This window comes from Actinomadura sp. J1-007 (assembly GCF_009793335.1).
GTDB classification, from domain to species: domain Bacteria; phylum Actinomycetota; class Actinomycetes; order Streptosporangiales; family Streptosporangiaceae; genus Spirillospora; species Spirillospora yumaensis.
In genome coordinates this window covers 3,274,483-3,299,215 of the sequence record NZ_WING01000001.1, presented here as the reverse complement: position 1 = coordinate 3,299,215, position 24,733 = coordinate 3,274,483, and the positions used below count along the sequence as shown (strand labels likewise).

The window sequence follows — 24,733 nt, the reverse complement described above, 5'->3', positions numbered from 1 at the left end:
GTTGTGTGCAAAGTTGCCCTCAGCCTGTGGATGACCGGGGCGCCGCCGAGCGAACGGCCCGTCCCGCCCCGTTCCGCTCCGCCTCGTCGCGAGGGGTGGCGCGCCACGCCCGGGACGCCGGGGAACGGGCGCGTACGATGATCCACGTCCGGCCCGGCGGGGCTGGGAAACGCGTGCTCAAGGCGGCTCCCGACCGGCCCGGATGGGGCGCTGAGCTGCGAACACCAGTTCGAATTGGTGCTAGGCTCGCGGACTCATGGGGCACCTTCTGAACGAGCCGATCCGCGCCGAGCACGACCCGGCCGGACGTCTCACCGCGTACGAGTGGCGGGGGTCGCGCTACGCGGTCGACGAGATCCTCAAGACCTACGGATCGTCCCCGGACGGCCGCGTCTACCGCGTGCGGGTGACCGGCGCCGCCGGCGTCGCGGTCGCCGAACTGGGCCGCGACGCCGACCGATGGCGCCTGCGCCACATCTTCTCCGCCTGACCCCTCAGGCCAGACCCGCGCGCCCGTAGGGCCCGCGCGCCCGTCGCGTCAGCGGACCCGCCGGACCGCCCGCGCGCACCGTCCCAGAACGCGCGGGCCCTTCGGGAGCGGGAGGCGGCCGGGGTCAGCGGAGGGTGACGGTGAACCTCTTGGGCTTGCTCGTGTTCCCCGCGGAGTCGGTCGCGCGGTATTCGATGGTGTGGCGGCCCTTGCCGAGCTTGCCGTACGTCAGATGGTCGATGACCGTGCCGTTCTCGGTGAACAGGAACGGGGCGCTGGAGTCGGTCGGCCAGCCGAAGTAGTTGAACCAGCCGTCCCCGTCCACGCGGAACTCCGGCACCACCACGCCCGGCCGGTCGTCCGCGCCCGTCAGCCGCATGGTGAAGCGCCCGTCGAAGACGTGGCCGCCGTGCCGGACGCCCTCCGCCGGCTTCGACAGCTCGTACGACACGGTGGGGCGCCGCGCGTCGACCGTCCAGGCGCGGGTGGCGGCGCCGACGCGGGCGGTGACGCGGTGCGTTCCGTCGCGCAGGTGCAGGCGGCGGAGGTCGAGGTCGCGGTCCGCGTTCCGGACGCGGCGGCCGTCGACGCGCCAGTCGATCGTCGGCGCCTTCCGCGCGGGGTGCGTGGTCTCGGCGTACACGACGCCGTTCGCGGCGACGGGACGGTCCGTCGGCGTCGCGGCGGTGAAGTCGAGGGGGACGGAGTCCGGCGGCGTCTTCACACGCGTGTCGACCGTCCAGGCGCGGGTCTGGGTGAGCGCGGCGGACGAACGGATCGCGGGATCGCGGACGAAGTCGGTCGGGTCGGTCACGGTCGCCTGGACGGTGTGCGTCCCGGACCTGAGGCGCAGGCGCGAGAGGTCGAGGTCGTGCCCCGCGCGCACGCGGTGCCCGTCCACGGTCCAGGTGACGGAAAGCGGGTGTCCCGTGGGATGCGTCGTCTCCAGCCACAGCACGCGGTCGGCGCCCACCGGACTGCCGTTCGGCGTGTGGTCCTGGACGAGGGCGACCTTGGACGAGATGCGCTGAGTCATCCGTTCCCTGGCGACCTGGTCGAAGTAGTAGCCGAGCGTCTTCATCATCGAATGGGCGCTGGGACGCCACACGCCGCGGCTGCTGTAGAGGCCGCCCTCGTACCGTCCGATGACGCCGCCCGACTCGCTGCGCTCGCCGAGCCACCGCCACCACTTCTTCTTCTGGTCGCGCATCTGCCGTTCGGTGAGGAGCGTGTGGTGGACGGACGAGGGCTCGGGACCCGAGTACGTCCCTCCTGGTTCACCGCGCTGGTAGTAGTCGTACTCGTCCTCCAGCCCGCCGAGCGAGTGGCCGAGCTCGTGCGGGGTGATCAGCGCCGACATCGCGTTGCCGCCGGACGCGGTCGCGTACGTCCCGCCCGCGCCGCCGTAGGTGTCGCTGTTGGCGAGCGCGACGATCTGCCGGTTGCCCGCCGTCGTCCCCTTCACCAGGTCGGCGTACGACTTGGCGGCGCTGGAGTCCATGACGAGCAGCCGTTGCAGGCCGTCCTTGCGGCACCCGCTCCAGAACGCCATGCCGAGCGGCGTCTCGTGCCGCGGGGAGGACAGGTCGGGGTCGCAGCTCACCCCGACTCGGGCGAGGTGATCTCGACCGCGTACACGTTGATGTACGCCCGGTACGACTTGAACGGCTCCAGCGTCCACAGGTCGTTCAGGTGCCGGTCGAGGTGGGCGCGGAACTTCGCCTGGTCCCCCGCCGCGTACCCGTCGCCCATGACCACCAGGTTGAACCGCTTGGCCGGGTCGCCGGTGACCTGCACCGGCACCACCTTCGCGTCCGCGGTCCGCGCCGCGGCCGACGCCGCGGGCACCGCCGCCGCCGTTCCCGCCACCGCCGCCGCCGACAGCCCGGCCGCCACGGCGAACCTCTTGCTTCTCCTCATGCGCGGACCTCCTCGAAGGCGCGCGGGGACCGGACGGGGCCGCGCGGGTTCGCGCGCGGACCACCCGGCGCCCGGACGCGCCGGCTCCGTCCGCTGATCACGCGGACTGAGCCGGATTATCGCGGGAAGATCCGCATTTGTCCCCACCCCGACGACGTAGACCCCACGCCCCCACCCTCACCGCGTCAAACCCCTACCGCGGAAACGACACGACCACCCGAACGCGGTCAGCCGAGGGCGGTGAGCTTGGCGACGTCTTCGGCGGGGAGGGAGAGCGTCGCGGCGGACATGTTGTCCTCCAGGTGCGCGACCTTCGACGTGCCCGGGATCGGCAGCAGTACGGGCGAACGGTGCAGCAGCCACGCCAGCGCGAGCTGCGACGGGGAGACGCCGTGCCGCGCCGCCGCCTCGGCCAGGTCGCCGCCCGGTTCCGCGAGCCGTCCCATGGCGAGCGGGAACCAGGGGATGAACGCGATCCCCTCCCGTTCGCAGCGCCGCAGCACGTCCTCGTACTTGCGCGAGGTCAGGTTGTAGAGGTTCTGCACCGAGGCGATCTCGACGTGCTCGCGCGCCGCCGTCAGCTCGTCCACGGTGACCTCCGAGAGGCCGATGTGCCGGATCTTGCCCTCGTCGCGCAGGTCGCGCAGCACGCCGAGCTGCTCGGCCAGCGGCACCTGCGGGTCGATCCGGTGGAGCTGGTAGAGGTCGATCCGTTCGAGGCGGAGCCGCCGCAGGCTCATCTCCACGCACTGCCGTAGGTACTCGGGGCGGCCGACCGGCGCCCACCGGTCCGGGCCCTGGCGGGTGAAGCCGCCCTTCGTCGCGATGAGCACGCCTTCGGGGTACGGGTACAGCGCCTCGGCGATCAGTTCCTCGCTGACGAACGGCCCGTACGAGTCGGCCGTGTCGATCAGCGTGACGCCGAGGTCCACCACTCGCCGCAGCACCCGCAGCGCCTCGCCCCGGTCGGCGGGCTCGCCCCACGCGCCCGGCCCGGTGATCCGCATCGCGCCGAATCCGAGCCGGTGCACGGGCACGTCACCGCCGATGGCGAACGTCCCGCTCGCCGCCGCCGGACGATCGGACAGACCAGTCATCGTCTCCCCCAAGAACACTCGTCGCGTCCAATTGGATCATCGCCGTCCGGTCGCGCCAACGAGCCCCCTCCCGACCTCCGCACGGTGGCCGGCGCGTCAGCGCCTGCCGCGCTGGCCCGCGGCGAGGTCGCGGGTGATCCGGCCGCCGCCCGCGCGCCGCTGGACGGCGGCGACCAGCGCCGGTGCGGCGCCGCCGACCAGCGCGCCGAGCCGCAGGCCGAGCGGCGCGACGTCGATCTCGGCGACGTCCCGTTCGACGGCCCGGACGGTGGCGCGGGCGTGCCCGCGGCCACGATCGGCCATCCGCGCCCCGGCGAGCTTCGCCATCACGATCGGCGCGCGCAGGTTGACGTCCAGTGCCCGGTCCACCTCGTCCAGCGCGTAGCCGGACAGCAGCCCGGACGCGGGCAGCGCCGCGTTCGCCACGAGGACGTCCACCGGCCCGGCCTCGGCGAGCAGTTCCTCGGGCGCGTCCCGTTCGGCCAGGTCGGCGGCCACGACGCGGCCTCCGATCCGTTCGGCCAGGGGTTCCAGCACCTCGGTCCGCCGCCCGCTGAGCACCACCTCCGCGCCCCGGGCGGCGAACGCCTCGGCCAGGGCCCGCCCGATGCCGCCCGAAGCGCCTGTCAGCAGAACGTTCGCGCCGCGCAGTTCCATGGCGCAGATGATGGCACCGGGCGCCCGGCCCCCGGAAGGGGCTCAGAGACCGATCCGCCACAGCAGCAGGATGACCGACGACAGGACGAGTCCGGCCGCGCCGAGCGGGACCTCGCCGAGGGCGATCAGCGCCGTGCAGCCCGTCGCGGTCGCGCCCGCGACCAGCAGCATGCCGCGCGCGCCGCCGCCGTCGGCGTCCGGCGTGCCGGGTTTCAGCTCGCGCTCCCAGAGACCGAAGTCGTCCTCTGCGCCCATCTCCGGATTATGCGTCCGTCCCGCGGTCCCGGCGATATGGCGGCGGCGTGACAGCGGCGGTCCTGATTGGACGATCGGTCCGATACCGGTGACTGGGTGCGGAGCGCCCGGGATCGGTTGCTAGGCTGCGGAGAACCTGGGGGCGTACTCACTGAACCCCGGGATTGGCTTCATAGTCGAGGTGAAGGGGTCCCCACCGTGAAGAAGCTGCTTATCCTGGCCGTCGTCGCTCTCGGCGGTTTCGCTGTCTGGCGCCGCCTCCAGCAGGACCGTGCCGAGCTGGACCTGTGGACCGAGGCCACGTCCTCCGACAGCTGAGTCGCCGGCGATAGAGCCCGCGGAGACATCGACTTCGAGGGAGGGCCCGGCGTGAGCGGAGCAGAGCGGATCACCGTCGCCTGCCTCGATCTCGCCGGGACCACTGTCGCCGACGGTGACACCGTCGAGACCGCCTTCGCCGAGGCGATCGCCACGCTTGGCATCGTCCCCGGCACGGCGGCCCACGACCGCGCCATGGCCCGCGTACGCGAGTCGCGCGGCCGTTCCAAACCCGAGATCTTCCGGGAGCTGTTCCCGGACGAGGCCCGCGCCCAGGCGGCCAACCTGTCGTTCGAGCGCTCGTACGACATGCTGGTCGACCGCCGGGGCCTGGCCCCCGTACCCGGTGCCGAGCACGCCATGGCGCGGCTCTCCGGCGCCGGGATCCGCGTGTGCCTGACCACCGGCTTCAGCCGCCGGACGCTCGGCCGCGTCCTCGACACCCTCAACTGGTGGGACCGCGCCGACCTGGCCCTGTGCCCGCAGGACGCCGGCCGCGGCCGTCCCTGGCCCGACCTCGTCCTCTCCGCGGCCCTGCGCCTCGGCGTCGACGACGTCCGCCACATCGCCGTCTGCGGCGACACCGCCAACGACATCCTCTCCGGCCGCCGCGCCGGCGCGTCCATCGTCGCCGGCGTCCTCACCGGCGCCCACGACCGCGACCGCCTCCTCGCCGCCGGCGCCACCCACGTCCTCCCCAGCATCACCGATTTCGCCGACCTCCTCCTCTCCACCTCCCCACCCGCCCTAACCCCCACACCCCCCTGATCCCAGGCCGCACGCGCGCGCCCGCCCCCGCTCCTGCGGCCCTGCCCACACCCCCGCCTCCCCGGCCCCGCAGGCCCCGGCCCTGCCCCCTCCGCGCCCGGCCCTGCTGCGGCACCGCAACGTGGACCCCAGCCATGGGCGGCCTCCCCACACACGCACCCCGGCCAAGCACGTCGTGACCGATGCGATGGCCGGGTACGAGGACACGATCGACACCACGCCCCTCGCCCCGCGGGAGAAGAAGGCGACCGGGCTGGTCTGCGCCAGGGCAGGTTCGTGCCCATGACCAATACGCTGTTCTCCGAGCCCACACGCGCGAGGGGCGTCTGACCTCCGGAACGAGACCAGCGCTCCGTCTCCCTCGGCACGAGGTCGGCGGACCGCCGGTGCATCGCGTGGGACGGACGGCGCGCAAAATAGGCTGACCGTGTGATTCGCTCCGTGGTGTTCGACGTCGGCGAGACCCTGATCGACGACACGCGGGAGTGGCGAGCGTGGTCCGACTGGCTCGGCGTTCCGCCGCACACCGTGTCAGCGCTCGTTGGCGCGGTGACCGCACAAGGCCGTGACAACGCGGAGGCGTTGCGATTGATCCGGCCGGGCATCGACATCGCAGCCGAACGCCGAGCGCGGGAAGCCGCCGGACACGGAGAGCAGATCAGCGAGAACGACCTGTACCCCGATGTCCGTAGCGCTCTCGATGATCTCCGATCACGCGGACTATGGATCGGCGTCGCAGGAAACCAGACAGCGCGCGCGGCCGAGCTGCTGCGCGCGTTGAACCTCCCCGTCGACGCGCTGGCCACATCCGGTGAGTGGGGTGTCGCCAAGCCGGCACCGGCGTTCTTCGCTCGGCTGATCGATTGGGCACCCGGCGCTGCGGGGGAGATCGTCTATGTCGGCGACCACCCTGCCAACGACGTCGAGCCCGCCCGGGCGGCAGGCTTGCGTACGGCCCTCCTCCGGCGCGGCCCGTGGGGATACCTCTGGTCCGACGATCGCGAGGTCAGGGCTGACTGGCGAATCGACGGGCTGACCGAACTCGCCGCGCTGGTGACAACCGACTGACCTTGCTTCGCTCTCAGGAGGTTGCCGATAGATTCCGGCTAGGGCCCACTCTGGAGCGTCATGTGAAGTCGGACAAGGAGGTCGGCGATCGGATCGCCGCCCTCCGCACCGCCAGAAGACTTTCCCAGTCTCAACTCGCCGAGTCGGCGCCGGTCTCATTGAGCCTTTTGAGGAAGATCGAGCAGGGCTCCAGACCGGCGACCGACCGGGCATTGGAAGCGCTCGCCGAAGCGCTCGGAGTGGTGCCTGAAGTGCTGGCCGGACGACGCGCGCCATCGGGCAGCCGCGTGCACGCGGCCATCCCCGATATCCGTCGCGCGATCGATTCCTACGACCTCCCAGAGGACGGCCCGGTCCGGACCACTCCCCAGTTGTGTCGAGCGGCCGATGCGGCGACTCAGCTTCGCCTGTCGTCGCAGTACACCAAGCTTGCCGAAACCATCCCACCCTTGCTGGGCGAACTCTCCCGGGCGGTGCACGTCCAGGGCGGCATGCAGACGCACCAAGCGGCGACGGCGCTGATGGTGGCCTACCGTGCTGCTGATGCCGTTGCCTACAAGTACGGCTACTACGACCTGTCGGCCCGCTTGGTCGAACTGATGCGCTGGGCGGCGACGAAGGCGGAAGACCCGGCTCTGGCCGCCACCGCCGCCTACGTACGAACCGAAATCTTCTTCGCCAGCCGAAACCTCGCGACGGGGCTCCGGGCCCTTGAAATGGCATTGGACGAGGTGCCGTCGCCGAGCCTGACTGGCCAGCGCGCTGCGGTCGGCGCCCTCCACATGCGCGCAGCCGTCGTGGCTGCCCGTCTGACGGAGGACCCGGGCGCTGTGGAAGACCATCTGTCACGAGCACGCCGGCTGGCCGCGACCGTCCCCGAAGGGGTCTACCTGGGTACCGCCTTCGGGCCGGCGTCGGTGCACGTCCACGAGGTGTCGGTCGCGGTCGAACTCGGCGACGCCGTACGCGCCGTCGAAGTGGCCGACCAGGCGGTCAATCTGCGAGCCCGAACCCGCGAGGGACGCCTGACCCGGAACGAGAACAGCGCCCAGCTCCTCTCAGTGTGAGGACGGGGCGCCGATGTTGCGCTCGGTCAGAGCAGTCGGGGACTCGCCTGGCGGGACAAGTCTTGGTGCAGGCGACGCTGCACCTCGTCGGAGATGGCGGCGACGGTCGAGGGCGCGTCCGTACGTGCGATCCGGCCGACGGTCCGGGCGAGCAGGTTCGCCGTACGGGTCGACCCGACCTCGCCGACCTGGGCGGCCACCTCCCCCAGCACGGGTTCGGCCTCGCGCCAGTCAGCGACGTGCACGAGCGCGTTGAGCAGGTGCACCAGATCGTTGTACCGCGCACGCTGGTAGGCGGCCCGCCGGTCGGCCGTCTCACGAAGAAGCGGTACGGCAGCGCCCCACTCGCCCAGCTCGGCGTGCGCCATCCCCGTGTGCCACAGGACTTCGGCATCGGTGATCCACCACGTCCAAGGCGAGTCCGCTGCGGTGATGCCGTCCTTGAGGGTCGCCCGCGCGCGGCCGAGAGCGTCGAGTGCGCGTCGCTTGTCGCCGAGCTGGGCGAGCGCTCGGCCGCGCCGGATGTCGAACAGCGCAGTCACACGCGGGGATGGGCGGCGGCCGTCCACGACGTCGGCGGTCAGCCGCACCGCCTCGGCGGGCCGGTGCAGATGGACCGACTGCATCGCCATATGCGTCAGTTCGAACAGCTCCATGTCACGGTCGCCGGCCGCCCGGGACAGCATCAGAGCCTCGTGGATGACCTGCCGTGAGACCTCTTGCCGGTCGGCGTCGAACGCCAGCCAGGCGGCGACCTCCGCGATCTCGCCGGTCGCGGCGATGAGATCGCGCTCAATCGGGCGCTCGTACGCACCGGAGCCGAGTTTGCGGTTCGCGACCCGGAAGGCACGCAGGGCCAAGGGCAGAACGTCGTTCCCGCCGTGAACGGTGTCGAGTCGCACGAGCGCCTGGCTGGTCTCGCGAATCGACTCCACATATGCCGCATCGACGGGACGGCCGTTGACGTCCGGCAGGTCGACGCCGAAGAGATCCACAGGGCGCTCGCCGCGACGGCGAGCCGACGACGGCTCGGTGAGGGGCACCAGTGATCCCTCCGCATCGAGCGCCGCTTCGAGCCGCCTGGCCATGGCGTCGGAGGGAGTCTGCTGATCCTGCCTGAGCTTGGACAGATACCCCGGATTGCAAGGGACCCGCCGGGACAGCGCACGCACGCCCACACCCCGCTCGACCATGAGCCGCCGGAGTTCCCGACCGAACGTCGTCATGTGGCCTCGCTTCGTCCCGAGGTGCCCTGCCTTTCCTGTTTCCAGCCTTCGCAGCCAACGGGAAACGCCTTCCACCGTAGTTCGGCTTGAAGTCGGCTGGTGTGCGGAAGGTGATTCCAGCCACAAGTACGGCCCTCGTCTCGGCGGGCGAACACCCCGCGGGCCCGAGGGTCTGACCGAAGGTGAGTCCGGCATGGGCAACATTGCGAACAAGATGCCGTGGTCCCACGCACGGCACCTCGACCGACCGCCGTCCTTGTACGCCTGGGACGTCGACCCGCCCGGCAACATCGGCGGAGCCAGCGGGGTGACCGACAACGAGGACCGTGCGCTCCGCCACGTTCATCACGAGTTGGTCGACGCACCCCTCGGAACGCGCGGCATCGTGCGACGGGTCGGCCTGGCCGGGATCTCAGGCCGCGTCTACGCCGACCTCGGAACCGTCGCCACCGCCCGCCGTGACGAGACGACCGGCGCGGTCGTGTGGCAATGACCGCGGACGAGCTGGCACGGCTGGGCCGACTCGGCGAATGCCTGCGACGCCTCGGCTGGCAGACCGAGTTGCGGGTCGGACATGACCGTCCGCACACACTCATCGTCCGTGCCAGGAACGCGACCGTGGGCGACAGCATCACCATCCGATCCCGCAACGGCGTCCGATGGTTCTGGTCCTCGCTCGACCGGCCGCTCGCACCGGTCAGCGAGATGCGCGCCGCAACGCAAGCGACCGACGCGATCCTGTCCGACCCGCCCGGGGCGCTGTTGGAAGCGCGAACCGAGCGGCTCGGCACCGGTTGACTCCGCGGCCCCGGGCTCGATGGCGCGCGCCCGGGGCCGTGGCGACCGTCCAACAGCGCCACATGACCATGGCGGGCCCGCCGCCCACGACCGGCGCGACCTGGTGCCGCCGGAGACGTGCGCGGCGGACCGGATCTTGGCGCGGGCGGTGCCCCTGCGGCGGCGGGACGGGACGAACCGGATGACTTCGGCGCGCATCCGTGCTCTTCGGAAGGGGTGCCGGGAGCCGTTACTCACCGGCCACCCCGTCCGGAAAGCCTGTGCTCTGACAACGGTGTACGATCGGACTTCGCCGCGTCGACCCGGCGTCACCGCTGGTAGATGCCAGTAGCGCGAGGGGCCTTAGCTCAGTTGGTAGAGCACCGGCTTTGCAAGCCGGGTGTCAGGGGTTCGAATCCCCTAGGCTCCACCCAGGTAAAAGGCCCGATCTCATCCGACCGCCGCAGCCGACGAGCGTCGTTTGGGAGACGTTCGGGAGACGACCTTGGATGTGGTCTCCCGCTGGGGGGCGAGTAGCTCATCCAGCAACCGTACGGGCGACCGCGGACACAACGCAGCCCGCGCGGCCAGCGCGTTCTCCCACCGCCGTTGCAGCGCGTCCACCAGGTCGGCGCGCATCGCCGGGGAGACGTGCGAGTAGACGCCTCCGATGCCCGGCATGACCTGTCCCATCCGGTCGTGCTTGAGGATCTCGGGCATCCCGTCCTCGTCCATCCAGACCTTGTGCGAGTGCCGCAGTCCGTGCGGTGTCAGCCCCGGCTTGATCGGCAGCCACGACGCCAGCGCGACCCCCGGGCCGTCCAGCGCCGCCGTGATCCTGGCGCGATGCGTCGGCACCGCCTTGCCGGTCCCGGAGACGCACGGTCGCCCGCGGGCCTGTTCGCAGTCGGGGCACGGCACCTTGAGCGCCTGCTGCTGGGCCGAGTCGTGGCGGGTCATGCCCGGCCCGCGCGGAGGGCTCCACTGCGGGCCGGTGGCGAACGGCCACGCAGGCGTCAGCGGCACGCCGGGCCAGCCCGCCGCCATGTCCACCAGCACCGGTCGCGCCGGACGGGACCGCCGGCCGTCCTCCTGCGGATAGACGCCGTCGCACGCCGGCCGCCAGTATCGGCGGCTGTAGTTCCCGCGGCGGGGGTGGCCGCCCTTGGGCCCCAAGAAGACGAACCGCCCCTCTCCCCCGCACCGGCCGTCCTCGCAACTGCATGCACGCGGGGGCCGCCTGCTGATCTGCTCTCGCATCAGCGCGGCCAGACCCGGCGGCATCTCCACCGCGCCGAAGAACCCCGGCTCGTCGATCCGGTAGGAGTCGTCCTTGGGGCCCTCCCTGCGGAACCGTCCGTCGTCGTACTCCGCCAACTGCCATTCGACGAACACCTTGGGGTCCCGGTAGAAGGACTGCTCCAGCCCGATCAGCTCACCCCACCGCATCGCGCCCCAGGCCCCCAGGACCCACAGCACGAAGTCGTCGTCTCGGTAAAGGCGATGCCCTGATGAATGGACGGCAGCCGTCCAGAGCTTGAGTGCGTCGCTAGCCGCGCCAGGCCAGAGCCGGTGGTACTCCAGTCGGGCGAGCACGCATTGCCCATGGGGTGAGAGGCCGGGAAGAGAGGACACAGGAAGCAGGACTGTTGTTCCTGGATAACGCCGAGGTACCACCTCGGCCCGCAACTCGCTTGGCCGCTTACGCGGCATGATCCCTTCGGGACGAGAACATGCGCTGAGGATAGTGCACTTTCCTTCGCGCGAAAGAGGCCCGAGCTTAATCGAAATGTGCGGGACTCCGCGCCGTTCGCGGCCGTTGGACGCCTACAACTGCCACGAGCCGTCGTCTCGCTGGGGGCAGAGCGCCCTGGTGGTTGACGCGGCTCCGGGGAGGCCGCATGGAACGCGCGTCCCGGTCAACCCCCCGGATTCGGGGGTGTGGCGTCGCCTGTCGCGCGGCTGATTCTTTAGACATGGATACCGAACACACCGATCAAGGGCTCATCGTCATGGCCGGGAGCGCCAGGGCGGTAAGGGCGGCAACCAAGATCATGCTTGCGGGGGCTCTCGCGCTCGTCGTGAGCTGCCTTCCCGCCGCGGCGGCGATGGCGCACGCCGGGGCCCTGGCACGCCCGGCCACGGCAGCGGTCGCCCCTGGCGCCGTCCTGAAGCCAGGTGAGCAACTCCAGCCGGGGCAGTTCCTCCAGTCGGCGAACGGGCGGTACAAGCTCGCCCAGCAGAACGACGGCAACCTCGTGCTGTCCGCCGGGGGCGTCGTGCTGTGGGCCAGCCGAACAGCCGGTTACCCGGGAGCGGTGACCGCCATGCAGGAAGACGGCAACGTGGTGGTGTCCCGCGCCGACCGCCCGGTCTGGTCGACCAACACCAGCGGCTACCCCGGCGCCGTCCTGGCGGTGTACGACGACGGGAACCTCGTCATCAAACGCGGTGACACGATGGTGTGGTCACGGCACATGGCCGTGGGGCGGCTGGAGAGCGGCCGTGTGCTGGAGAGCGATGACATGGTCGTCTCACCCAACCGTCTGTTCACGCTGTACCAGCAGAACGACGGGAACCTCGTGCTGCTGAAAGGCACGCGCGCGCTGTGGAGTTCCGGCACGGGCGGCTCGTACTACGCGGCCGCCGCTATGCAGGAGGACGGCAACCTGGTGATTTCTTCGCGCTCGGGCCACCTGCTGTGGGCGTCGGGCACCGACCGGCATCCCGGGGCCTTTCTCGCCGTCCAGGACGATGGCAATGCCGTGATCTATCACGGCGGCACCGCACTGTGGTCGACGGGCACTGCTGGAAGCCGGCGTCGCTGAGCTGAAAAGGCTGCCTTGGATCTGAGGATCGAAGACAGCCTTTTCCGCGTCCGCGCGTGGGCGCGGTGCGGCCTGGCACCGGGGCCGTGACCAGCACGCCGCTGATGGGGTGTCCGAGGCGCGCTTTAGGATCGGCGCATGGCTGACGATCACGAACTTCCTCGGTATCGGGTTCTTACCGGCCCCGATGATGCTGCGTTCTGTCGGCGGGTCAGTGAGGCTCTTGAACTGGGGTACGAGCTTCACGGTTCGCCGGCCGTGACGTTCAACGGCGAGCGCGTCATCGTCGCCCAGGCCATCGTCCGTCCCAACGGTTGAGGCCCCTCGGGTGGACGAGCCCGGATCAGGGCGAATGCCGCGTCGCCGTCCCCGCCTCCCGGGCGGATCCGAGGGGGCGGGGACGGGACGAGGCGTCAGTCGATGGGCTTCGGGATGATCGGGAGTTCGATCGAGGACGGGTGGTCGGCGTCGTGGTAGATCGTCTGGCCGGCCACGCGGGTCTCGGCGTCGGTGCCGAAGCGGTGGCCGGTGTTGGGGTTGCGGTCGTACATCGGGAAGTTGCTGCTGGAGATCTCCAGGCGGATCCGGTGGCCGGCCTTGAAGACGTTGCCGGTCGGCCAGACCTTGATCGTGTACTTGTAGATCTCGCCCGGCTTGATCAGGGAGGGGCGTTCCAGTGAGGTCCGGTAGCGGGCGCGCTGGACGCCGTGCTGGATCAGCATCGAGGTGCCGTCCGGCGACACGTCGGTGAGCTTGGCGGTCCAGTCGGTGTCGCGGGCGGTGGACGAGGCGTACAGCGTGACCGAGATCGGGCCGGTGGCCTCGGTGTCCTTGGCCAGCGGCGGGGTGCTGTAGACGAGGACGTCGGGGCGCTGCTCGATGAGCCGCTGGTCGTGCGGCCCGCCGGGGACGGACGCCTGGAAGCGTCCGCCGAAGCTCGGCACCGGGTCGTCCGGGTCGTAGCGGTAACGGTCGGTCGCGGTCTCGCCGGCCGCCGGCGGTGAGGTGCTGAGCGTGCCGTCACCGGTGAGCGTGTTCGCCCCGCCCGCGCTGTGCAGGTAGTACTTGGTGTTGACGGTCCCGGGGATCGGCCAGGTCGGCGCTGTGCGCCACTTGTTCGCGCCCATTACGAAGACCTTCACCGCCGGGTCCTTGTCGACGCCGTTCGGCTTGCCCTTGAGCCAGTGGTCGAACCAGCGCAGATGCAGGGCGGGGACGTCCAGGACGGCGTTCGGGCCGAAGTCGACGGCGCCCACGTTCCGGCCGGAGCCGCCGTGCGTCCACGGCCCGAGCAGGAGCTTGGAGCCCTTCCGCGCGGTCTCGGAGCCGCCCTTGGCCTGCATGCCGGCGAGGTTCTCCGCGGTGCCGTCCAGGAAGATGTCGTACCAGCTTCCGAGGTTCAGCGACGGAACGGTCACCTGCGGGTAGCGCGTGCGGATGCTCCAGCGCTTCCAGTACGCGTCGTTGCTCGGGTGCTTGACCCAGTCGTAGTAGTACGGCGCGATCCGCTTGTCCTTCGGGTAGAGCGGCGGGAACTCGTTCAGCGGCAGCGACCAGTACCACTTGCTGAACAGCTCCCTGCTCGCCTGGCCCATCTGCTTGCGGATCTCGGCGCCGTCGGGCAGCTTGCCGACGGCGCCGTTGGCCAGGTACATCAGCGGCCACGACTGCGTGAACGACTGGTACAGCGCGCCGCCCTCGTAGGTCCAGCCGTCGTAGTAGTCGGACGAGGTGAACGCCGGGACGATCGTGGTGAGATGCGGCGGGCGCAGCGTGGCGGGCATCCACTGGGTCAGCCCGGGATACGAGAAGCCGTACATGCCGACCTTGCCGTTCGCGTGCGGCAGCCGCGCGGCCCATTCGATGGTGTCGTAGCCGTCGGTGGCCTCGTCGCGGAACGGGTAGAACGTGCCGTCCGACTTGTACTGGCCGCGGACGTCCTGCACGACGACGACGTAGCAGGCCGCGGCGTAGCGGGTCGGCTTGTCGTAGAGGAAGTCCTCCGCGCCCTCCTTGTTGTACGGGAGCCGCATCAGGATCACGGGGAAGTCGCCCTCGCCCTTGGGCGTGAACACGTTCGAGCGCAGAACGGTGCCGTCGCGCATCTTCGTGCCGACGTCCTTCTCCACCGTGAACTCGCAGTGCTCCTCCTGGCCGGGCGCCGCCGCCGATGTTCCCCCGGCCGACACCAGCGCGGCCCCGCCGAGCGCGATGGCCGCGGCGCCCTGGAGCAGCCGCCGCCCGCGCCCGGGTCCGGCCGGCCTGATCGTTCCCCGCCGTCTTCTCATGCCACGGGTCCCTCCTGCTGGACGATCCGACGGCCGGAGCGTGACACGGCCGGAGACCGCCGCGAAGACGTCCGCACACCCGCTGCGCCGAGCGCCCACGCCGACGGGACGAACGGCACAAAACAAGCGACGAACGGACATCGAGCCATATTTCCCCGCCCCACGGACCGTCCCCCGGCGCCGCGTCCGTCGTCATTCGCTCACAGGGACCGGAAAGCGACTTGCAGGTCGGTTCCGTAGGAGGCCCAGCAGACGACGGAGCCGTCCTGACGCAGGCCGCCCATGTACCACTCGTCTTGGAGCCTGACCAGGCAAAGACCGTGAAATCCGATGACGGCACCGACATCCCCGGCCCGCACCGGTACATAGGCCGAACGTCCGTCGTTCCGCTCTTCGAGCAGGATCCGCCGTTCCGTGGAAAGTAGCGAGGCGCTGTCGTCGGACGATAGGGCACGCACGCGCTCGATCGTCCAACCGGGCGGAAGTTCTGAGGGCATCCCTTAATGCTCCCGCCCAGAGGAGGAGGCCGGGCCGGCGGACCTACACTGCTCGCATGAAGCTCACCGACGCGACCCGCATGATCATGGCGGAGGCCGCCCCCTTTCCGGAGCTGATGAGGGTCACGCGGAACGCCCATGACGAGTTGGCCACCGGCCGCCCGGTTCCTCACCAGACGCTCAGCTGGATGGTCCGCGAGGCCAGCCGCAAGGACCTCTACGGTGTGCTCATCCGGAAGCACGGCAAGAACGCCTTCGACGAAATGGTCACCGTGCTCTGCCGAGAGATCGACAGGCAGGCGCCGGTCCCGGCCCGCTGACACCGCGCGTAATGCGTTCATGGTGCTCAGAGTCGTGCCGTTGACGTAGCCGGCTTCGGGGGACACGACAAAGACGATGGCGTTAGCGAGGCGCTGCAAAGCGACGAACTTTCCGGCCCCCGCCCCTGCTTCCTGGTAATCCGCAAGGCTCTTTGCCGTCCGGGCGAACGGATCGTTCGGACGCGATGGTGCAACACGCGGACGCGTTCGCCTGTGGCCGTGACCAGCCGCGACGCGAGGCGGCCCGACCCGCGACCCGGGCGTCACGGCGTTCTGCGCGGGACCGTTCGGTAGCGCTGGCCCTCGACCTGCCGGACGTCCTCGGCCAGGACGCGCGCGGACTTGACCTTCCACGCCTCCCCCTCCAGAACGACCCACGCGATGTGCGCGCCCCAGGAGCGGTCGGGCAGCCGTTCCCACGCGATCAGGTACGCGGGACCGCCGGCGGTGGCGGACTCCACGATCGGCGGTACGGCGGGCATGTGTCCGTCCTACCCACTGCCTCTGACGAACCAGCCGCCCCGCACCCGGGGAAACGTTCCTGACCTGCGTGTTAGGCGACACGACCGGGCTGCCGGGGCCGCCGTCCGCCGCGTTCGGAGAGCGCCTCCCGACGAGGACGAGGCCCGCTGGCGGCACCGACGCCGGAGTGCCAGACTCGGGGCGCGGTGAGGGCTGATCTGTGGGAGCGGCGGAATGCGGACCAGAGGCAAGGGCGCGCCGGACGCGGAGAGACCGTGGGACGAGATCGTTCCCGGGCTGTGGATGGGCGGTCACCATTACCGCGGGCCCGGCGGGGAACGGATGCCGGCCGTGGCGAACGACGAGTTCGACATGGTGATCAGCCTGTTCCGGCGGGACGGGCACGGGCCGGCGCCGGGGGTCGAGCACCACTACGCCGACCTGCCGGACAGGCCGCTGCTGCCGGACCAGCTCGGCGAGGTCTGCCGGCTCGCGGACCTCGCGGTCGTGGCGGTCCGGGCCGGGCGGCGGGTGCTGGTGCGGTGCCACTTCGGCTACAACCGGTCCGGGCTGGTGGTCGCGCACGGGCTCGTCACGATGGGCCATCCCGTCGAGGACGCGATCGCCCTGGTGCGCAGCCGCAGGTCGGAGTGGGCGCTCCACAACCGGGTGTTCGTGGACTACCTGACCACGGGCCTGGACGTCGCGCGGCTGCTGTCGGGGCTGGACGCCTGAGACGCCCGGGACGCCCCGGGACGCCCCGCGGTCGATCTCGCGAACGGTGGGTAGAGGGGCCGTATGGAAAGCCCCGACGAGAAGGCCGGCGCGTCCCCTCGCGCGTCGGACATCGAACGGGAGGCCGTCGTCGCGCGGCTGAGCCGCGCGTGCGGCGAGGGGCTGCTGAACCTGGGGGAGTTCAGCGAACGGGTCGAGTCCGCCCGCGTGGTCCGTACGCGCGCCGAACTGGACCGCCTGGTCGACGACGTTCCGGACGCGCCGGGCACGCGCGCCGTACGGACGCAGTGGCACGTCGCGCCGGTCGGCGGGCTGCGCCGCCACGGGCGCTGGCGGATGGACCGCCATCTCGTGGCGCTGACCGTCATCGGCGGGACGAGCCTCGACCTGCGGGACGCGGAGATCACCGCGCCGGAGGTGACGCTGACGAAGGTGTCGCTGCTCGGCAACGTGACGGTGTGCGTCCCGCGCGGCGTACGGGTCGTCCTGGAGGGGCGCAGCCTGCTGCCGTGCCCGCGCGGTGGACGCCTGGACGACTGCGACGACGCCGGCCCGGACGCCCCGACACTGCGAATCCGCTCGTTCTCCCTGCTCGGCGGCGTCACCGTCCAGTCCCCGCCGTACGCCCCCTAAAGCCCGACCTGCGGACCTTCGGGCGGCTGACCGGCGCCCCTTCAACGGTCCGCGCGACCGATCTCCGATGAGCCGCACACCACACCCGCCGCCCCACGTCCCCGGACACCACGTGCCCGGACGCCGCTCCCGCCGGGACGCCGCTCCGGCCGGACGCCGCTCCCGCCGTCCTCCAGGAGCGGCAGCGCGGCCATGACGCGTTGCGCGACGACCCAGCGGAGCGGGGCGGCGCGGCTGGCGTTCGAGACCGACGTCTCGGACGTCGCCTCCGCACTCGACGCGAGCGCGCCGCTACCCCGGCCCCCTGAGGGCTCCGATCACAGGCATCTCCTGCGCCTGCTGATCCCCCGGCCACCGGTTCGCCCGGCACCGAACGCCACTTCCGACACTCCTTGCCCAAAGCGCCATCGCCATCCGGGCCCCGAAAACCCGTTCTCCGGAAGATCTCCCCAGCGCCTGGGTCACCTCGCGTAGCGTTCGTTCATCACGCGTGCGAGGGGACGTCCTCCAGGACGGGCCGGATTCCGGTGCGGGCGAGGCCGGGCACAGGTGGGGGAGACCGCGTTCGCGGGTGGCGAGAGCGTGTTCGCGGGCGGCGCGCGGGGCGTTGCGTATGAAGTGGATCGAAAACATTTGGCCTACTCCGCGCCTCCCTGCAACGGCGGCAGGGGCGGCGATCCCGGGCTTCTCAGGGGGTTTCAGGGCGTCGGCGGCGCGGCCGAGAGTAGCCGATGAGAGACCTGAGGAGGAGTGTCACGTCCGGGACGGGGCATAAGGAGGTATCCCGACGACGTTAGACTGAACAAATCACTCTTACGACGCCCACGGCGTTCGGCTCGTCCTTGCAGCCCACCGGATCCGCTCGCGCGGTCCGAAGGTGGTGCCTCCCGAGACGTGCCCCCTCTCGGAAGGTACTGCGTGACACCAGCTACTGCTGCTCAAGACCTGACCGCCGACACGACCCCCGCCGCCCCGGAGACCCCGGACGCCCTGGGAGCCGACGAGGCCCAGGTTCCCACGTTCGCCGAGCTCGGCCTGCCCTCGGAGCTCGTCTCCGCGCTGTCCCGGCAGGGCATCTCGGCGCCGTTCCCCATCCAGGCCGCCGCGATCCCGGACATCATGTCGGGACGCGACGTCCTCGGCCGCGGCAAGACCGGCTCCGGCAAGACCCTCGCGTTCGGCCTGCCCATGCTCGCCCGGCTCGCCGGACGGCACGCGGCGCCGAAGCGCCCGCTCGCCCTCATCCTCGTGCCGACGCGCGAGCTCGCCCAGCAGGTCCAGACCAACCTGGAGCCGCTCGGCCGCAGCCTCGGGCTGCGCTTCAAGACCGTCATCGGCCAGACCTCGATGTTCAAGCAGATCGACGCGCTGCGCCGCGGCGTGGAGGTCCTCGTCGCGACGCCGGGCCGCCTCAAGGACCTGATGCGGCAGGGCGCCTGCGACCTGTCCGACATCGAGATCGCCGTCCTGGACGAGGCCGACCACATGGCCGACATGGGCTTCCTGCCCGACGTCACCGACATCCTCGACGAGGCCCGGCGCGACGGCCAGCGGCTGCTGTTCTCGGCCACCCTCGACAAGGACGTCGACGTCCTCGTCCGGCGCTACCTGAACGACCCGGTGACGCACGCGATCGGCCCGGTGGACGAGTCCGTCGACACGATGGAGCACCACCTGCTGCTCGTCGCGCCGAAGGACAAGAGCGCGATCACCGCGGAGATCGCCAACCGGGAGGGCCGGACGATCCTGTTCGCCCGCACCAAGCACGGCGTCGACCGGCTCGCCAAGCAGCTCACCCAGGCCGGCGTCCGCGCGGCCGGGCTGCACGGCGGCAAGAGCCAGGGGCTGCGCACCCGCACGCTCGCGGAGTTCCGCGAGGGCACGATCAGCGTGCTCGTCGCGACCGACGTCGCCGCGCGCGGCATCCACGTCGACGACGTCAGCCTGGTCATGCACGTCGACCCGCCCGCCGACAGCAAGGACTACATGCACCGTGCGGGCCGTACGGCGCGCGCGGGCGAGCGCGGCACCGTCGTCACGCTCGTGCTGCCGCACCAGGTCCGCTCCACGTCCGCGATGACCCGCCGCGCGGGGATCAACGCGCCGCGCACCCGGGTCGCGTCCGGCGACGAGCAGCTCGCCAAGCTGACCGGCGCGCGCGAGCCGTCCGGCATCCCCATCCCGGAGCCGCTCATCCCCGAGCGTCCCCGCCGTGAGGGCGGCCGGGGCGGACGTCCGGGCGGTCGCCGCGGCGGCGGCGGGCGCGGCTTCAACGGCGGTCGCGGCCGCTCCTACGACCGGCAGGACGGCGGAGCTCCCCGCGAGCGCCGCGAGGGCGGCTCGTACGAGAGCCGTGAAGGCGGCGGCGGTCGCGGCGGCGAGCACCGCGGAGCGTCGTACGGCGGCGAGCGCCGCGGCGGCGCGCCGCGCGGCGGCTCGTCCTACGGCAGCCGGCGCGGCGGCGCCTACAACGGCGGCAAGCCGCGCCGCGAAGGCGGCCCCGAACGCCGGCCCGCCCGCACCAACTAACCGCAGTGTGAAAGAGGCCCCGTCGACCACCCGGCCGACGGGGCCTCTTCGCACCTGTTTCGCGCACCGACCGGCGTGCGGTCAGCCCGCCTCCTCCTGGAGGGGGATTGTTCGCGGTCCTCTTCGCGGGCGCGGTCCTCTTCGCGGAGTTTGTCCTGGAGGATCTGGAGGCCCGCGAGGCCGTCGACCGACAGGGCGGCCAGCTCGTCGAGGGAGATCAGAGGGTGGTTGCGCAGCGGCGGCTGCCAGCCCTCCTCGGGGTCGTGGCTGCGCAGCACCTTGGCGGGGACGCCGCCGATCACCGAGTGGTCGGGGAACTCGCCGCGCACCACCGCGCCGCCCGCGACCGCGACGTTCCGGCCGAGGCGGGTGCCGGGCAGGATGATCGCGCCGGTGCCGATCCAGCAGCCGTCGCCGATCACGACCGGGTTGTTCTCGGGCCACTGGCGGCCGATCGGGGTGCCGAGGTCGCCGTAGCTGTGGTTCTGGTCGGTGATGTAGACGTTCGGGCCGGTGAACACGTCGTCGCCGATCTCGATCGACTGGTGGCCGACGATGTGCGTGCCGCGGCCGAGCGAGCAGCTCCTGCCGATCGTGACGATCAGGTCCGGGCCGAGGTCCAGCCCGGGAACGAACCCGGCGGAGATCGTGACGTGCGTGCCGACCAGCGTGTGGTCGCCGATGGAGATCCACGGCTCGCCGTAGAGCGAGCCGACCGGGAAGCCGATGCACGCGCCCTCGCCGAGGTAGGCGAAGCGGCGGCGGCCCGGCGTGTGCGGGGTGATCTCGCCGTGCCGCTGGATCCATTCCCAGCCGAGCTGGACGGCCGTGTGCGCGCCCCGGCGGGCCCGCGCCCTGAGGCGGGCGGCCAGGAGCCGCCCCGGCGAGCTGGAGTTCGGCGACATGGCGTTCACCGTACCGGGTGGTAGGGAATGGCCGGTATCGCACCTCCGGAACGGGTCTCACCAGGTACGACCCCGGCACGCGGAAGGGCCCGGCCTGGGTCGGCCGGGCCCTTCTGCTCGCTGCCGCTACCGGGGGTACGGACTTCCCCGTCCGACTTGGCGTCCGCGTCGGTGTCCGCGGACGACTGCTCCGGGGGGTCGGCCATCTCCTGTGCGGCCTTGCGCCGCGTGAACAGGACGCCCGCGGCGCCGATCGCCGCCACGGCCGCCACCATGAAGAACGCGGCCTTGCGTCCGCGCCGGCGTCCGCGCCCGGCGGGTTCCACCCGGTCGGCCGCGCCGTCCAGCATCGTGCTCACCCGCGGTCCGAGGTCGGCCTCGACGTAGCGGGCGGCGGTGTGCAGCCTGGGCGCGCTCCATCCGCGCGCCGCCGTCAGGCGCTCGGCCGCGACTTCACGCGTGTGCTGCGCGGCCGGGGTGATCCGCTCGGACGCGGTGGCGGCCCCCTGGCGGCACATGTCCGCGCCGTGCCGGGTCGCCTCCTGGACTCGTTCGATCCGCGACGCCACCTGGCGCCGCGGCTTCCGGCGGATACTCATCTTTAGGGACACGCTAACCTCCCTGTTTGCGAGGTCCTGTCATGCAGCCTTCCCGAGGAGGCGGAGGTAAACCCTGTGGGCGCGATCATGCGGTCACGCACGGTGGGCAGGCGCGCGACCCCATCCGGTACGAACGTTCGAGGAGGAGGCCCGTCGTGGCCAACGAGATCTTCGCGACGCTCAACACGTCGCTCGGCAAGATCGTCATCCAGCTCTACCCGGAGCAGGCGCCCGAGACCGTGAGCAACTTCGTCGAGCTCGCCGAGGGCAAGCGGACGTGGCACGATCCGCGGACCGGGCAGAAGTCCGACGCGCCGCTGTACAACGGGACGGTCTTCCACCGCGTCATCCCCAACTTCATGATCCAGGGCGGCGACCCGCTCGGCACCGGCACCGGCGGTCCGGGCTACGAGTTCGCCGACGAGTTCCACCCGGACCTGAAGTTCAACAAGCCGTACCTGCTGGCGATGGCCAACGCCGGACCCGGCACGAACGGCTCGCAGTTCTTCATCACGACCAACGTCGCGGCGACCCAGCACCTGACCGGCCGGCACACCATCTTCGGCAAGGTCATCGAGGGCACCAACGTGGTGGACGCGATCGGCAACGTGCCGACCGGCCGCAACGACCGCCCGGCGCAGGACGTCACGATCGACACGGTGACGATCGAGCGCCGTTAGTCGTCGTACAGGGTGAGACCCCTTCGCGGCGAGCGCGCGGTCCGCGCCGCGCGATCGCCGTGAGCACCGCCACCGGTCCCGACGGAGCCGTTCGATGAGCACAGAATCCAGTCCCGCGCCCGAGACCTCGGTGCCGACCTGCTACCGGCATCCGGGGCGGGAGACGTACGTCCGGTGCACGCGGTGCGACCGCTACATCTGCCCGGACTGCATGCGGGACGCCGCCGTCGGGCACCAGTGCGTCGAGTGCGTCGCCGAAGGCAACCGGAACGTCCGCAGGCCCCGCACTCCCGTGGGCGCCGCCGTACGGGGCGGCGGGGCCGCGGCCGTGCCCGTCGTGACGTACTCGCTCATCGGCGTCTGCGTCCTCGCCTACCTGGCCGAGCTCGCCTCGTACCGGGTGGTCTGGGACTTCATGATGCTCGGCTACGGCATCGTGCCCGGCGGCAGGGTCGGCGGGGTCGCCGACGGGGAGTGGTACCGGCTGTTCACCGCGATGTTCCTGCACCAGCGGGGCGGGACGTTCGGTATCACCCACATCCTGTTCAACATGTGGGCGCTGTGGGCGGTCGGCCCGGCGCTGGAACAGGTGCTCGGCCGCTGGCGGTACCTGGCGCTGTACGTGCTGTCGGGCCTCGGCGGCTCGGTGCTGCTCTACCTGGTGGAGCCCACCGGGCAGGCGGTCGGCGCGTCCGGGGCCATCTTCGGCCTGTTCGGGGCGTTCTTCGTGATCGGCCGCAGGCTCGGCGGCCAGGTCGGGCCGATCGTGTTCCTGCTGCTGATCAACCTGGTGATCACGTTCTCGGTGCCGGGGATCTCCTGGCAGGGGCACATCGGCGGCCTGGTCACCGGCGCGGTGCTGGCCGTGGCGTTCGCGTACGCGCCGCGCGCCCGGCAGCTCGCGGTGCACATCGCGGCGCCCGTGGCGGTGCTCGCCGTGTTCGTCGCGCTGGTGCTGGTCAAGACGTCCGACATCCAGGCGGCGGTGCCGGGCCTCAGCGGGCTGGTCTGACCTGCGGGCCGCCGCCGCGCCGTCCGTCCGCGCGTTCCGCCCGAACGCACCGGAGGCGCGGCGGCGTCCGGGCGGCCACGGGACGAGCCTGTGGAAAACCTGGGGAAAGAACGGGTCTGCAATCCCCAGTCTGTGGATAACTTTCGTGGATTCGGACGGCCGCGCAAGGGGTAAGGCCGCTGGTTCCGCGTCCGGTTCCGGCCGAGCCCGGATCCGTGCCCGGACCCGGGCTCAGCGCCAGCGGGTCGACAGGATCACGCCGAGGATGATCGCCGTGAACCCGATCCCCAGGTTCCAGTTGTGCAGGTCGCTCATGACCGGAACATCGGTGCCCGTGCTCGCCGTCACGTAGAAGACGGCGATCCAGACGAGCCCGACCAGCCAGAGCGCGACCATCGTCGGCACCAGCCAGCGGGGGCTGACCTCGGGCGCCTTGGACTTCTGCGGCGGCGTGTAGACGGCCTTCTTGCGCACTTTGGACTTGGCCACGGTGGGATCGATCTCCTCGGGCGGCTGGCGGCCGGAGCGCCGGTCCGCGCATGGGTGTTTTGTCGGTTAGCGTAGTCGCTGGTGAGCAGCGTACGGCGTCGAACGTGGGGAAGCATCATCCCAGCCCTCACGCTTGTTGCGGGAACCTTGTTCGCGGCGAGCGCGAGCACGGCCCGCGGCACGAGCCTGCGCGACGAGGGCCGGACCCGGATCACCGAGCTGATCGCCTCCGAGCAGCGCCGCACCCACCGGGAGCGCGACGACTACCAGCGGCTTCGCCGCGAGGTCGACGGCATCTCCCGCGAGGCCGGACGCCACGACGCGCGCGTCAAGAACGCTCAGGCCAACGCCGACCGCCTCGCCCAGCGGTCCGGATTCACGCCCCTGAAAGGCCCCGCGGTGCGTGTCGCCCTGAACGACGCGCCTCTCCCGAAATCAGGTGATCTGCCGCGCGGTGTCGGCCCCGACGACCTCGTCGTCCACCAGGCGGACGTCCAGGCCGTCGTGAACGCCCTCTGGGCGGGCGGCGCCGAGGGAATGCAGATCATGGACCAGCGCGTGATCTCCACGAGCGCCGTCCGGTGCGTGGGCAATACCCTGATCCTGCAAGGGGTCGTGTACTCGCCGCCGTTCCGGATCACCGCGGTCGGGGACCCGGCCCGGCTGAGGGCCGCGCTCGACGCGTCCCCCGAGATCGCGATCTACCGCAAGTACGTGCACGAGTACGGACTCGGCTACTCGGTGCGGACCGACGACCAGGCCGACCTGCCCCCGTACACCGGAAACGTGACCATGAACCACGCCAGGGTCCCCGAACGCTCGACCCAGGACGACGGCGACTGACCACCCGCCCGCCTCCACCGGCCGACCGCTCGAAAGCACCCGACCGCGTCCGGCGTCAAAGGCCCGACCGCCTCCGGCGTCGAAAGGCCCCGACCGCCTCCGGCCCGCGCCCGCGCCCACAGGCCCCGCCCAACCGGACGCGCAACGAACCCCGCGTCGCCGCCCGCCAGCGCCCGGCGGAGGGCCGTCCGCCGGACGTTGACCGCGGTCCGCCGCGAGGCTCGCGGCGAGGGTGTGGTGCCGGGGACCGCGCTCGGGTGCCATGCTCGT

The 24,733-nt window shown here is 71.4% G+C and carries 27 protein-coding genes, 1 tRNA gene and 1 pseudogene; 17 read left to right on the top strand and 12 right to left on the bottom strand.

Annotation, left to right across the window (positions count from 1 at the left end):
• Nucleotides 1–256: 256 nt before the first annotated feature.
• A complete protein-coding gene (locus GEV43_RS15020; protein WP_160821227.1) occupies nucleotides 257–490 on the top strand; it encodes a hypothetical protein in 234 nt (77 codons plus the stop codon).
• Between the two features lie 124 nt (nucleotides 491–614).
• On the opposite strand, the pseudogene GEV43_RS15015 reads toward GEV43_RS15020, so the two are convergent.
• The 4 genes and pseudogenes from GEV43_RS15015 to GEV43_RS15000 all read right to left on the bottom strand — a co-directional run bounded on the left by GEV43_RS15015 (nucleotide 615) and on the right by GEV43_RS15000 (nucleotide 4,419).
• Nucleotides 615–2,242 (bottom strand): annotated as a pseudogene (locus GEV43_RS15015) (M64 family metallopeptidase).
• 395 nt (nucleotides 2,243–2,637) lie between these two features.
• Entirely contained in the window at nucleotides 2,638–3,507 is an 870-nt protein-coding gene (locus tag GEV43_RS15010; RefSeq protein WP_160821226.1) for an aldo/keto reductase, read from the bottom strand.
• Between the two features lie 96 nt (nucleotides 3,508–3,603).
• Nucleotides 3,604–4,164: an SDR family NAD(P)-dependent oxidoreductase gene (locus GEV43_RS15005; protein ID WP_160821225.1), complete on the bottom strand. Its 561-nt coding sequence runs from the start codon at nucleotides 4,162–4,164 to the stop codon at nucleotides 3,604–3,606.
• 42 nt (nucleotides 4,165–4,206) lie between these two features.
• Nucleotides 4,207–4,419, bottom strand: coding sequence for a hypothetical protein (locus tag GEV43_RS15000; RefSeq protein WP_160821224.1), 213 nt, complete (start codon nucleotides 4,417–4,419; stop codon nucleotides 4,207–4,209).
• Nucleotides 4,420–4,617: 198 nt separating this feature from the next.
• Between GEV43_RS15000 and GEV43_RS50250 the strand changes: the two genes are divergently transcribed.
• From GEV43_RS50250 to GEV43_RS14985, 4 genes are all read left to right on the top strand, one after another.
• Entirely contained in the window at nucleotides 4,618–4,737 is a 120-nt protein-coding gene (locus GEV43_RS50250; protein WP_211238580.1) for a DLW-39 family protein, read from the top strand.
• 51 nt (nucleotides 4,738–4,788) lie between these two features.
• The gene (locus GEV43_RS14995) at nucleotides 4,789–5,505 is read left to right on the top strand and encodes an HAD-IA family hydrolase (RefSeq protein ID WP_309239642.1); all 717 of its coding nucleotides are present in this window, start codon (nucleotides 4,789–4,791) and stop codon (nucleotides 5,503–5,505) included.
• Nucleotides 5,506–5,946: 441 nt separating this feature from the next.
• Nucleotides 5,947–6,573 (top strand): HAD family hydrolase, encoded by a 627-nt coding sequence (locus GEV43_RS14990; RefSeq protein WP_309239641.1) that lies wholly within the window; start codon nucleotides 5,947–5,949, stop codon nucleotides 6,571–6,573.
• Nucleotides 6,574–6,635: 62 nt separating this feature from the next.
• Nucleotides 6,636–7,640 carry a helix-turn-helix domain-containing protein gene (locus tag GEV43_RS14985; RefSeq protein ID WP_160821222.1) on the top strand — a complete coding sequence of 335 codons (1,005 nt, stop codon included), beginning with the start codon at nucleotides 6,636–6,638 and terminating at the stop codon, nucleotides 7,638–7,640.
• Nucleotides 7,641–7,666: 26 nt separating this feature from the next.
• Here the strand turns inward: GEV43_RS14985 and GEV43_RS14980 are convergent, their stop codons facing one another.
• Nucleotides 7,667–8,866 (bottom strand): helix-turn-helix transcriptional regulator, encoded by a 1,200-nt coding sequence (locus tag GEV43_RS14980; RefSeq protein ID WP_160821221.1) that lies wholly within the window; start codon nucleotides 8,864–8,866, stop codon nucleotides 7,667–7,669.
• Nucleotides 8,867–9,059: 193 nt separating this feature from the next.
• Between GEV43_RS14980 and GEV43_RS14975 the strand changes: the two genes are divergently transcribed.
• The 3 genes from GEV43_RS14975 (at nucleotide 9,060) to GEV43_RS14965 (ending at nucleotide 10,073) form a co-directional block, all read left to right on the top strand.
• Nucleotides 9,060–9,359, top strand: coding sequence for a hypothetical protein (locus GEV43_RS14975; RefSeq protein WP_160821220.1), 300 nt, complete (start codon nucleotides 9,060–9,062; stop codon nucleotides 9,357–9,359).
• Nucleotides 9,356–9,664, top strand: coding sequence for a hypothetical protein (locus GEV43_RS14970; RefSeq protein ID WP_160821219.1), 309 nt, complete (start codon nucleotides 9,356–9,358; stop codon nucleotides 9,662–9,664). Before GEV43_RS14975 ends, GEV43_RS14970 begins: the two co-directional genes overlap by 4 nt.
• A 336-nt stretch (nucleotides 9,665–10,000) precedes the next feature.
• A tRNA-Ala gene (locus GEV43_RS14965) sits at nucleotides 10,001–10,073 on the top strand.
• 20 nt (nucleotides 10,074–10,093) lie between these two features.
• Here the strand turns inward: GEV43_RS14965 and GEV43_RS14960 are convergent.
• On the bottom strand, nucleotides 10,094–11,122 hold the full coding sequence (locus tag GEV43_RS14960) for a hypothetical protein (RefSeq protein ID WP_160821218.1): 1,029 nt from the start codon (nucleotides 11,120–11,122) through the stop codon (nucleotides 10,094–10,096).
• Nucleotides 11,123–11,619: 497 nt separating this feature from the next.
• Between GEV43_RS14960 and GEV43_RS14955 the strand changes: the two genes are divergently transcribed.
• Together GEV43_RS14955 and GEV43_RS14950 are read left to right on the top strand one after the other, a co-directional pair.
• Entirely contained in the window at nucleotides 11,620–12,471 is an 852-nt protein-coding gene (locus tag GEV43_RS14955) for a curculin domain-containing protein (RefSeq protein ID WP_160821217.1), read from the top strand.
• Between the two features lie 138 nt (nucleotides 12,472–12,609).
• Nucleotides 12,610–12,789: a DUF1737 domain-containing protein gene (locus GEV43_RS14950; protein ID WP_160821216.1), complete on the top strand. Its 180-nt coding sequence runs from the start codon at nucleotides 12,610–12,612 to the stop codon at nucleotides 12,787–12,789.
• Between the two features lie 95 nt (nucleotides 12,790–12,884).
• Here GEV43_RS14950 and GEV43_RS14945 read toward each other — a convergent pair whose 3' ends face one another.
• A complete protein-coding gene (locus GEV43_RS14945) occupies nucleotides 12,885–14,759 on the bottom strand; it encodes a CocE/NonD family hydrolase (RefSeq protein WP_194252517.1) in 1,875 nt (624 codons plus the stop codon).
• 200 nt (nucleotides 14,760–14,959) lie between these two features.
• Entirely contained in the window at nucleotides 14,960–15,256 is a 297-nt protein-coding gene (locus tag GEV43_RS14940) for a hypothetical protein (RefSeq protein WP_160821215.1), read from the bottom strand.
• 56 nt (nucleotides 15,257–15,312) lie between these two features.
• Here GEV43_RS14940 and GEV43_RS14935 point away from each other — a divergent pair, with 56 nt between their 5' ends.
• Nucleotides 15,313–15,576 (top strand): hypothetical protein, encoded by a 264-nt coding sequence (locus GEV43_RS14935; RefSeq protein WP_160821214.1) that lies wholly within the window; start codon nucleotides 15,313–15,315, stop codon nucleotides 15,574–15,576.
• Between the two features lie 263 nt (nucleotides 15,577–15,839).
• Here the strand turns inward: GEV43_RS14935 and GEV43_RS14930 are convergent, their stop codons facing one another.
• On the bottom strand, nucleotides 15,840–16,058 hold the full coding sequence (locus GEV43_RS14930) for a hypothetical protein (protein WP_160821213.1): 219 nt from the start codon (nucleotides 16,056–16,058) through the stop codon (nucleotides 15,840–15,842).
• 214 nt (nucleotides 16,059–16,272) lie between these two features.
• Here GEV43_RS14930 and GEV43_RS14925 point away from each other — a divergent pair, with 214 nt between their 5' ends.
• From GEV43_RS14925 to GEV43_RS14915, 3 genes are all read left to right on the top strand, one after another.
• A complete protein-coding gene (locus GEV43_RS14925) occupies nucleotides 16,273–16,773 on the top strand; it encodes a dual specificity protein phosphatase family protein (protein WP_160821212.1) in 501 nt (166 codons plus the stop codon).
• Nucleotides 16,774–16,836: 63 nt separating this feature from the next.
• On the top strand, nucleotides 16,837–17,406 hold the full coding sequence (locus GEV43_RS14920; RefSeq protein WP_160821211.1) for a DUF1707 domain-containing protein: 570 nt from the start codon (nucleotides 16,837–16,839) through the stop codon (nucleotides 17,404–17,406).
• Between the two features lie 918 nt (nucleotides 17,407–18,324).
• Nucleotides 18,325–19,935 (top strand): DEAD/DEAH box helicase, encoded by a 1,611-nt coding sequence (locus GEV43_RS14915; RefSeq protein ID WP_375539044.1) that lies wholly within the window; start codon nucleotides 18,325–18,327, stop codon nucleotides 19,933–19,935.
• On the opposite strand, the gene GEV43_RS14910 is transcribed toward GEV43_RS14915, so the two are convergent.
• Together GEV43_RS14910 and GEV43_RS14905 are read right to left on the bottom strand one after the other, a co-directional pair.
• On the bottom strand, nucleotides 19,932–20,840 hold the full coding sequence (locus tag GEV43_RS14910) for an acyltransferase (protein ID WP_160821210.1): 909 nt from the start codon (nucleotides 20,838–20,840) through the stop codon (nucleotides 19,932–19,934). The genes GEV43_RS14915 and GEV43_RS14910 overlap by 4 nt on opposite strands.
• 5 nt (nucleotides 20,841–20,845) lie before the next feature.
• Entirely contained in the window at nucleotides 20,846–21,439 is a 594-nt protein-coding gene (locus tag GEV43_RS14905; RefSeq protein WP_160821209.1) for a hypothetical protein, read from the bottom strand.
• Nucleotides 21,440–21,594: 155 nt separating this feature from the next.
• Here GEV43_RS14905 and GEV43_RS14900 point away from each other — a divergent pair, with 155 nt between their 5' ends.
• Both GEV43_RS14900 and GEV43_RS14895 read left to right on the top strand, forming a co-directional pair.
• Complete coding sequence (locus tag GEV43_RS14900; protein ID WP_160821208.1) at nucleotides 21,595–22,119, top strand: peptidylprolyl isomerase; 525 nt, start codon at nucleotides 21,595–21,597, stop codon at nucleotides 22,117–22,119.
• A gap of 94 nt (nucleotides 22,120–22,213) precedes the next feature.
• Nucleotides 22,214–23,131, top strand: a complete 918-nt coding sequence (locus GEV43_RS14895) for a rhomboid family intramembrane serine protease (protein ID WP_160821207.1) — start codon at nucleotides 22,214–22,216, stop codon at nucleotides 23,129–23,131.
• A 231-nt stretch (nucleotides 23,132–23,362) separates the two neighbouring features.
• On the opposite strand, the gene GEV43_RS14890 is transcribed toward GEV43_RS14895, so the two are convergent.
• Entirely contained in the window at nucleotides 23,363–23,620 is a 258-nt protein-coding gene (locus GEV43_RS14890; protein ID WP_160821206.1) for a cell division protein CrgA, read from the bottom strand.
• Nucleotides 23,621–23,767: 147 nt separating this feature from the next.
• Here GEV43_RS14890 and GEV43_RS14885 point away from each other — a divergent pair, with 147 nt between their 5' ends.
• The gene (locus GEV43_RS14885) at nucleotides 23,768–24,463 is read left to right on the top strand and encodes a DUF881 domain-containing protein (RefSeq protein WP_241682916.1); all 696 of its coding nucleotides are present in this window, start codon (nucleotides 23,768–23,770) and stop codon (nucleotides 24,461–24,463) included.
• Nucleotides 24,464–24,733 lie beyond the last annotated feature (270 nt).

What these genes read in the sequence shown, in the direction of transcription:
- GEV43_RS15020 (WP_160821227.1), top strand. Translation starts at nt 257, where the DNA reads ATGGGGCACCTTCTGAACGAGCCGATCCGCGCCGAGCACGACCCGGCC.
- GEV43_RS15010 (WP_160821226.1), bottom strand. Translation starts at nt 3,507, where the DNA reads ATGACTGGTCTGTCCGATCGTCCGGCGGCGGCGAGCGGGACGTTCGCC.
- GEV43_RS15005 (WP_160821225.1), bottom strand. Translation starts at nt 4,164, where the DNA reads ATGGAACTGCGCGGCGCGAACGTTCTGCTGACAGGCGCTTCGGGCGGC.
- GEV43_RS15000 (WP_160821224.1), bottom strand. Translation starts at nt 4,419, where the DNA reads ATGGGCGCAGAGGACGACTTCGGTCTCTGGGAGCGCGAGCTGAAACCC.
- GEV43_RS14980 (WP_160821221.1), bottom strand. Translation starts at nt 8,866, where the DNA reads ATGACGACGTTCGGTCGGGAACTCCGGCGGCTCATGGTCGAGCGGGGT.
- GEV43_RS14975 (WP_160821220.1), top strand. Translation starts at nt 9,060, where the DNA reads ATGGGCAACATTGCGAACAAGATGCCGTGGTCCCACGCACGGCACCTC.
- GEV43_RS14970 (WP_160821219.1), top strand. Translation starts at nt 9,356, where the DNA reads ATGACCGCGGACGAGCTGGCACGGCTGGGCCGACTCGGCGAATGCCTG.
- GEV43_RS14955 (WP_160821217.1), top strand. Translation starts at nt 11,620, where the DNA reads ATGGATACCGAACACACCGATCAAGGGCTCATCGTCATGGCCGGGAGC.
- GEV43_RS14950 (WP_160821216.1), top strand. Translation starts at nt 12,610, where the DNA reads ATGGCTGACGATCACGAACTTCCTCGGTATCGGGTTCTTACCGGCCCC.
- GEV43_RS14945 (WP_194252517.1), bottom strand. Translation starts at nt 14,759, where the DNA reads ATGAGAAGACGGCGGGGAACGATCAGGCCGGCCGGACCCGGGCGCGGG.
- GEV43_RS14940 (WP_160821215.1), bottom strand. Translation starts at nt 15,256, where the DNA reads ATGCCCTCAGAACTTCCGCCCGGTTGGACGATCGAGCGCGTGCGTGCC.
- GEV43_RS14935 (WP_160821214.1), top strand. Translation starts at nt 15,313, where the DNA reads ATGAAGCTCACCGACGCGACCCGCATGATCATGGCGGAGGCCGCCCCC.
- GEV43_RS14930 (WP_160821213.1), bottom strand. Translation starts at nt 16,058, where the DNA reads ATGCCCGCCGTACCGCCGATCGTGGAGTCCGCCACCGCCGGCGGTCCC.
- GEV43_RS14925 (WP_160821212.1), top strand. Translation starts at nt 16,273, where the DNA reads ATGCGGACCAGAGGCAAGGGCGCGCCGGACGCGGAGAGACCGTGGGAC.
- GEV43_RS14920 (WP_160821211.1), top strand. Translation starts at nt 16,837, where the DNA reads ATGGAAAGCCCCGACGAGAAGGCCGGCGCGTCCCCTCGCGCGTCGGAC.
- GEV43_RS14910 (WP_160821210.1), bottom strand. Translation starts at nt 20,840, where the DNA reads ATGTCGCCGAACTCCAGCTCGCCGGGGCGGCTCCTGGCCGCCCGCCTC.
- GEV43_RS14905 (WP_160821209.1), bottom strand. Translation starts at nt 21,439, where the DNA reads ATGAGTATCCGCCGGAAGCCGCGGCGCCAGGTGGCGTCGCGGATCGAA.
- GEV43_RS14895 (WP_160821207.1), top strand. Translation starts at nt 22,214, where the DNA reads ATGAGCACAGAATCCAGTCCCGCGCCCGAGACCTCGGTGCCGACCTGC.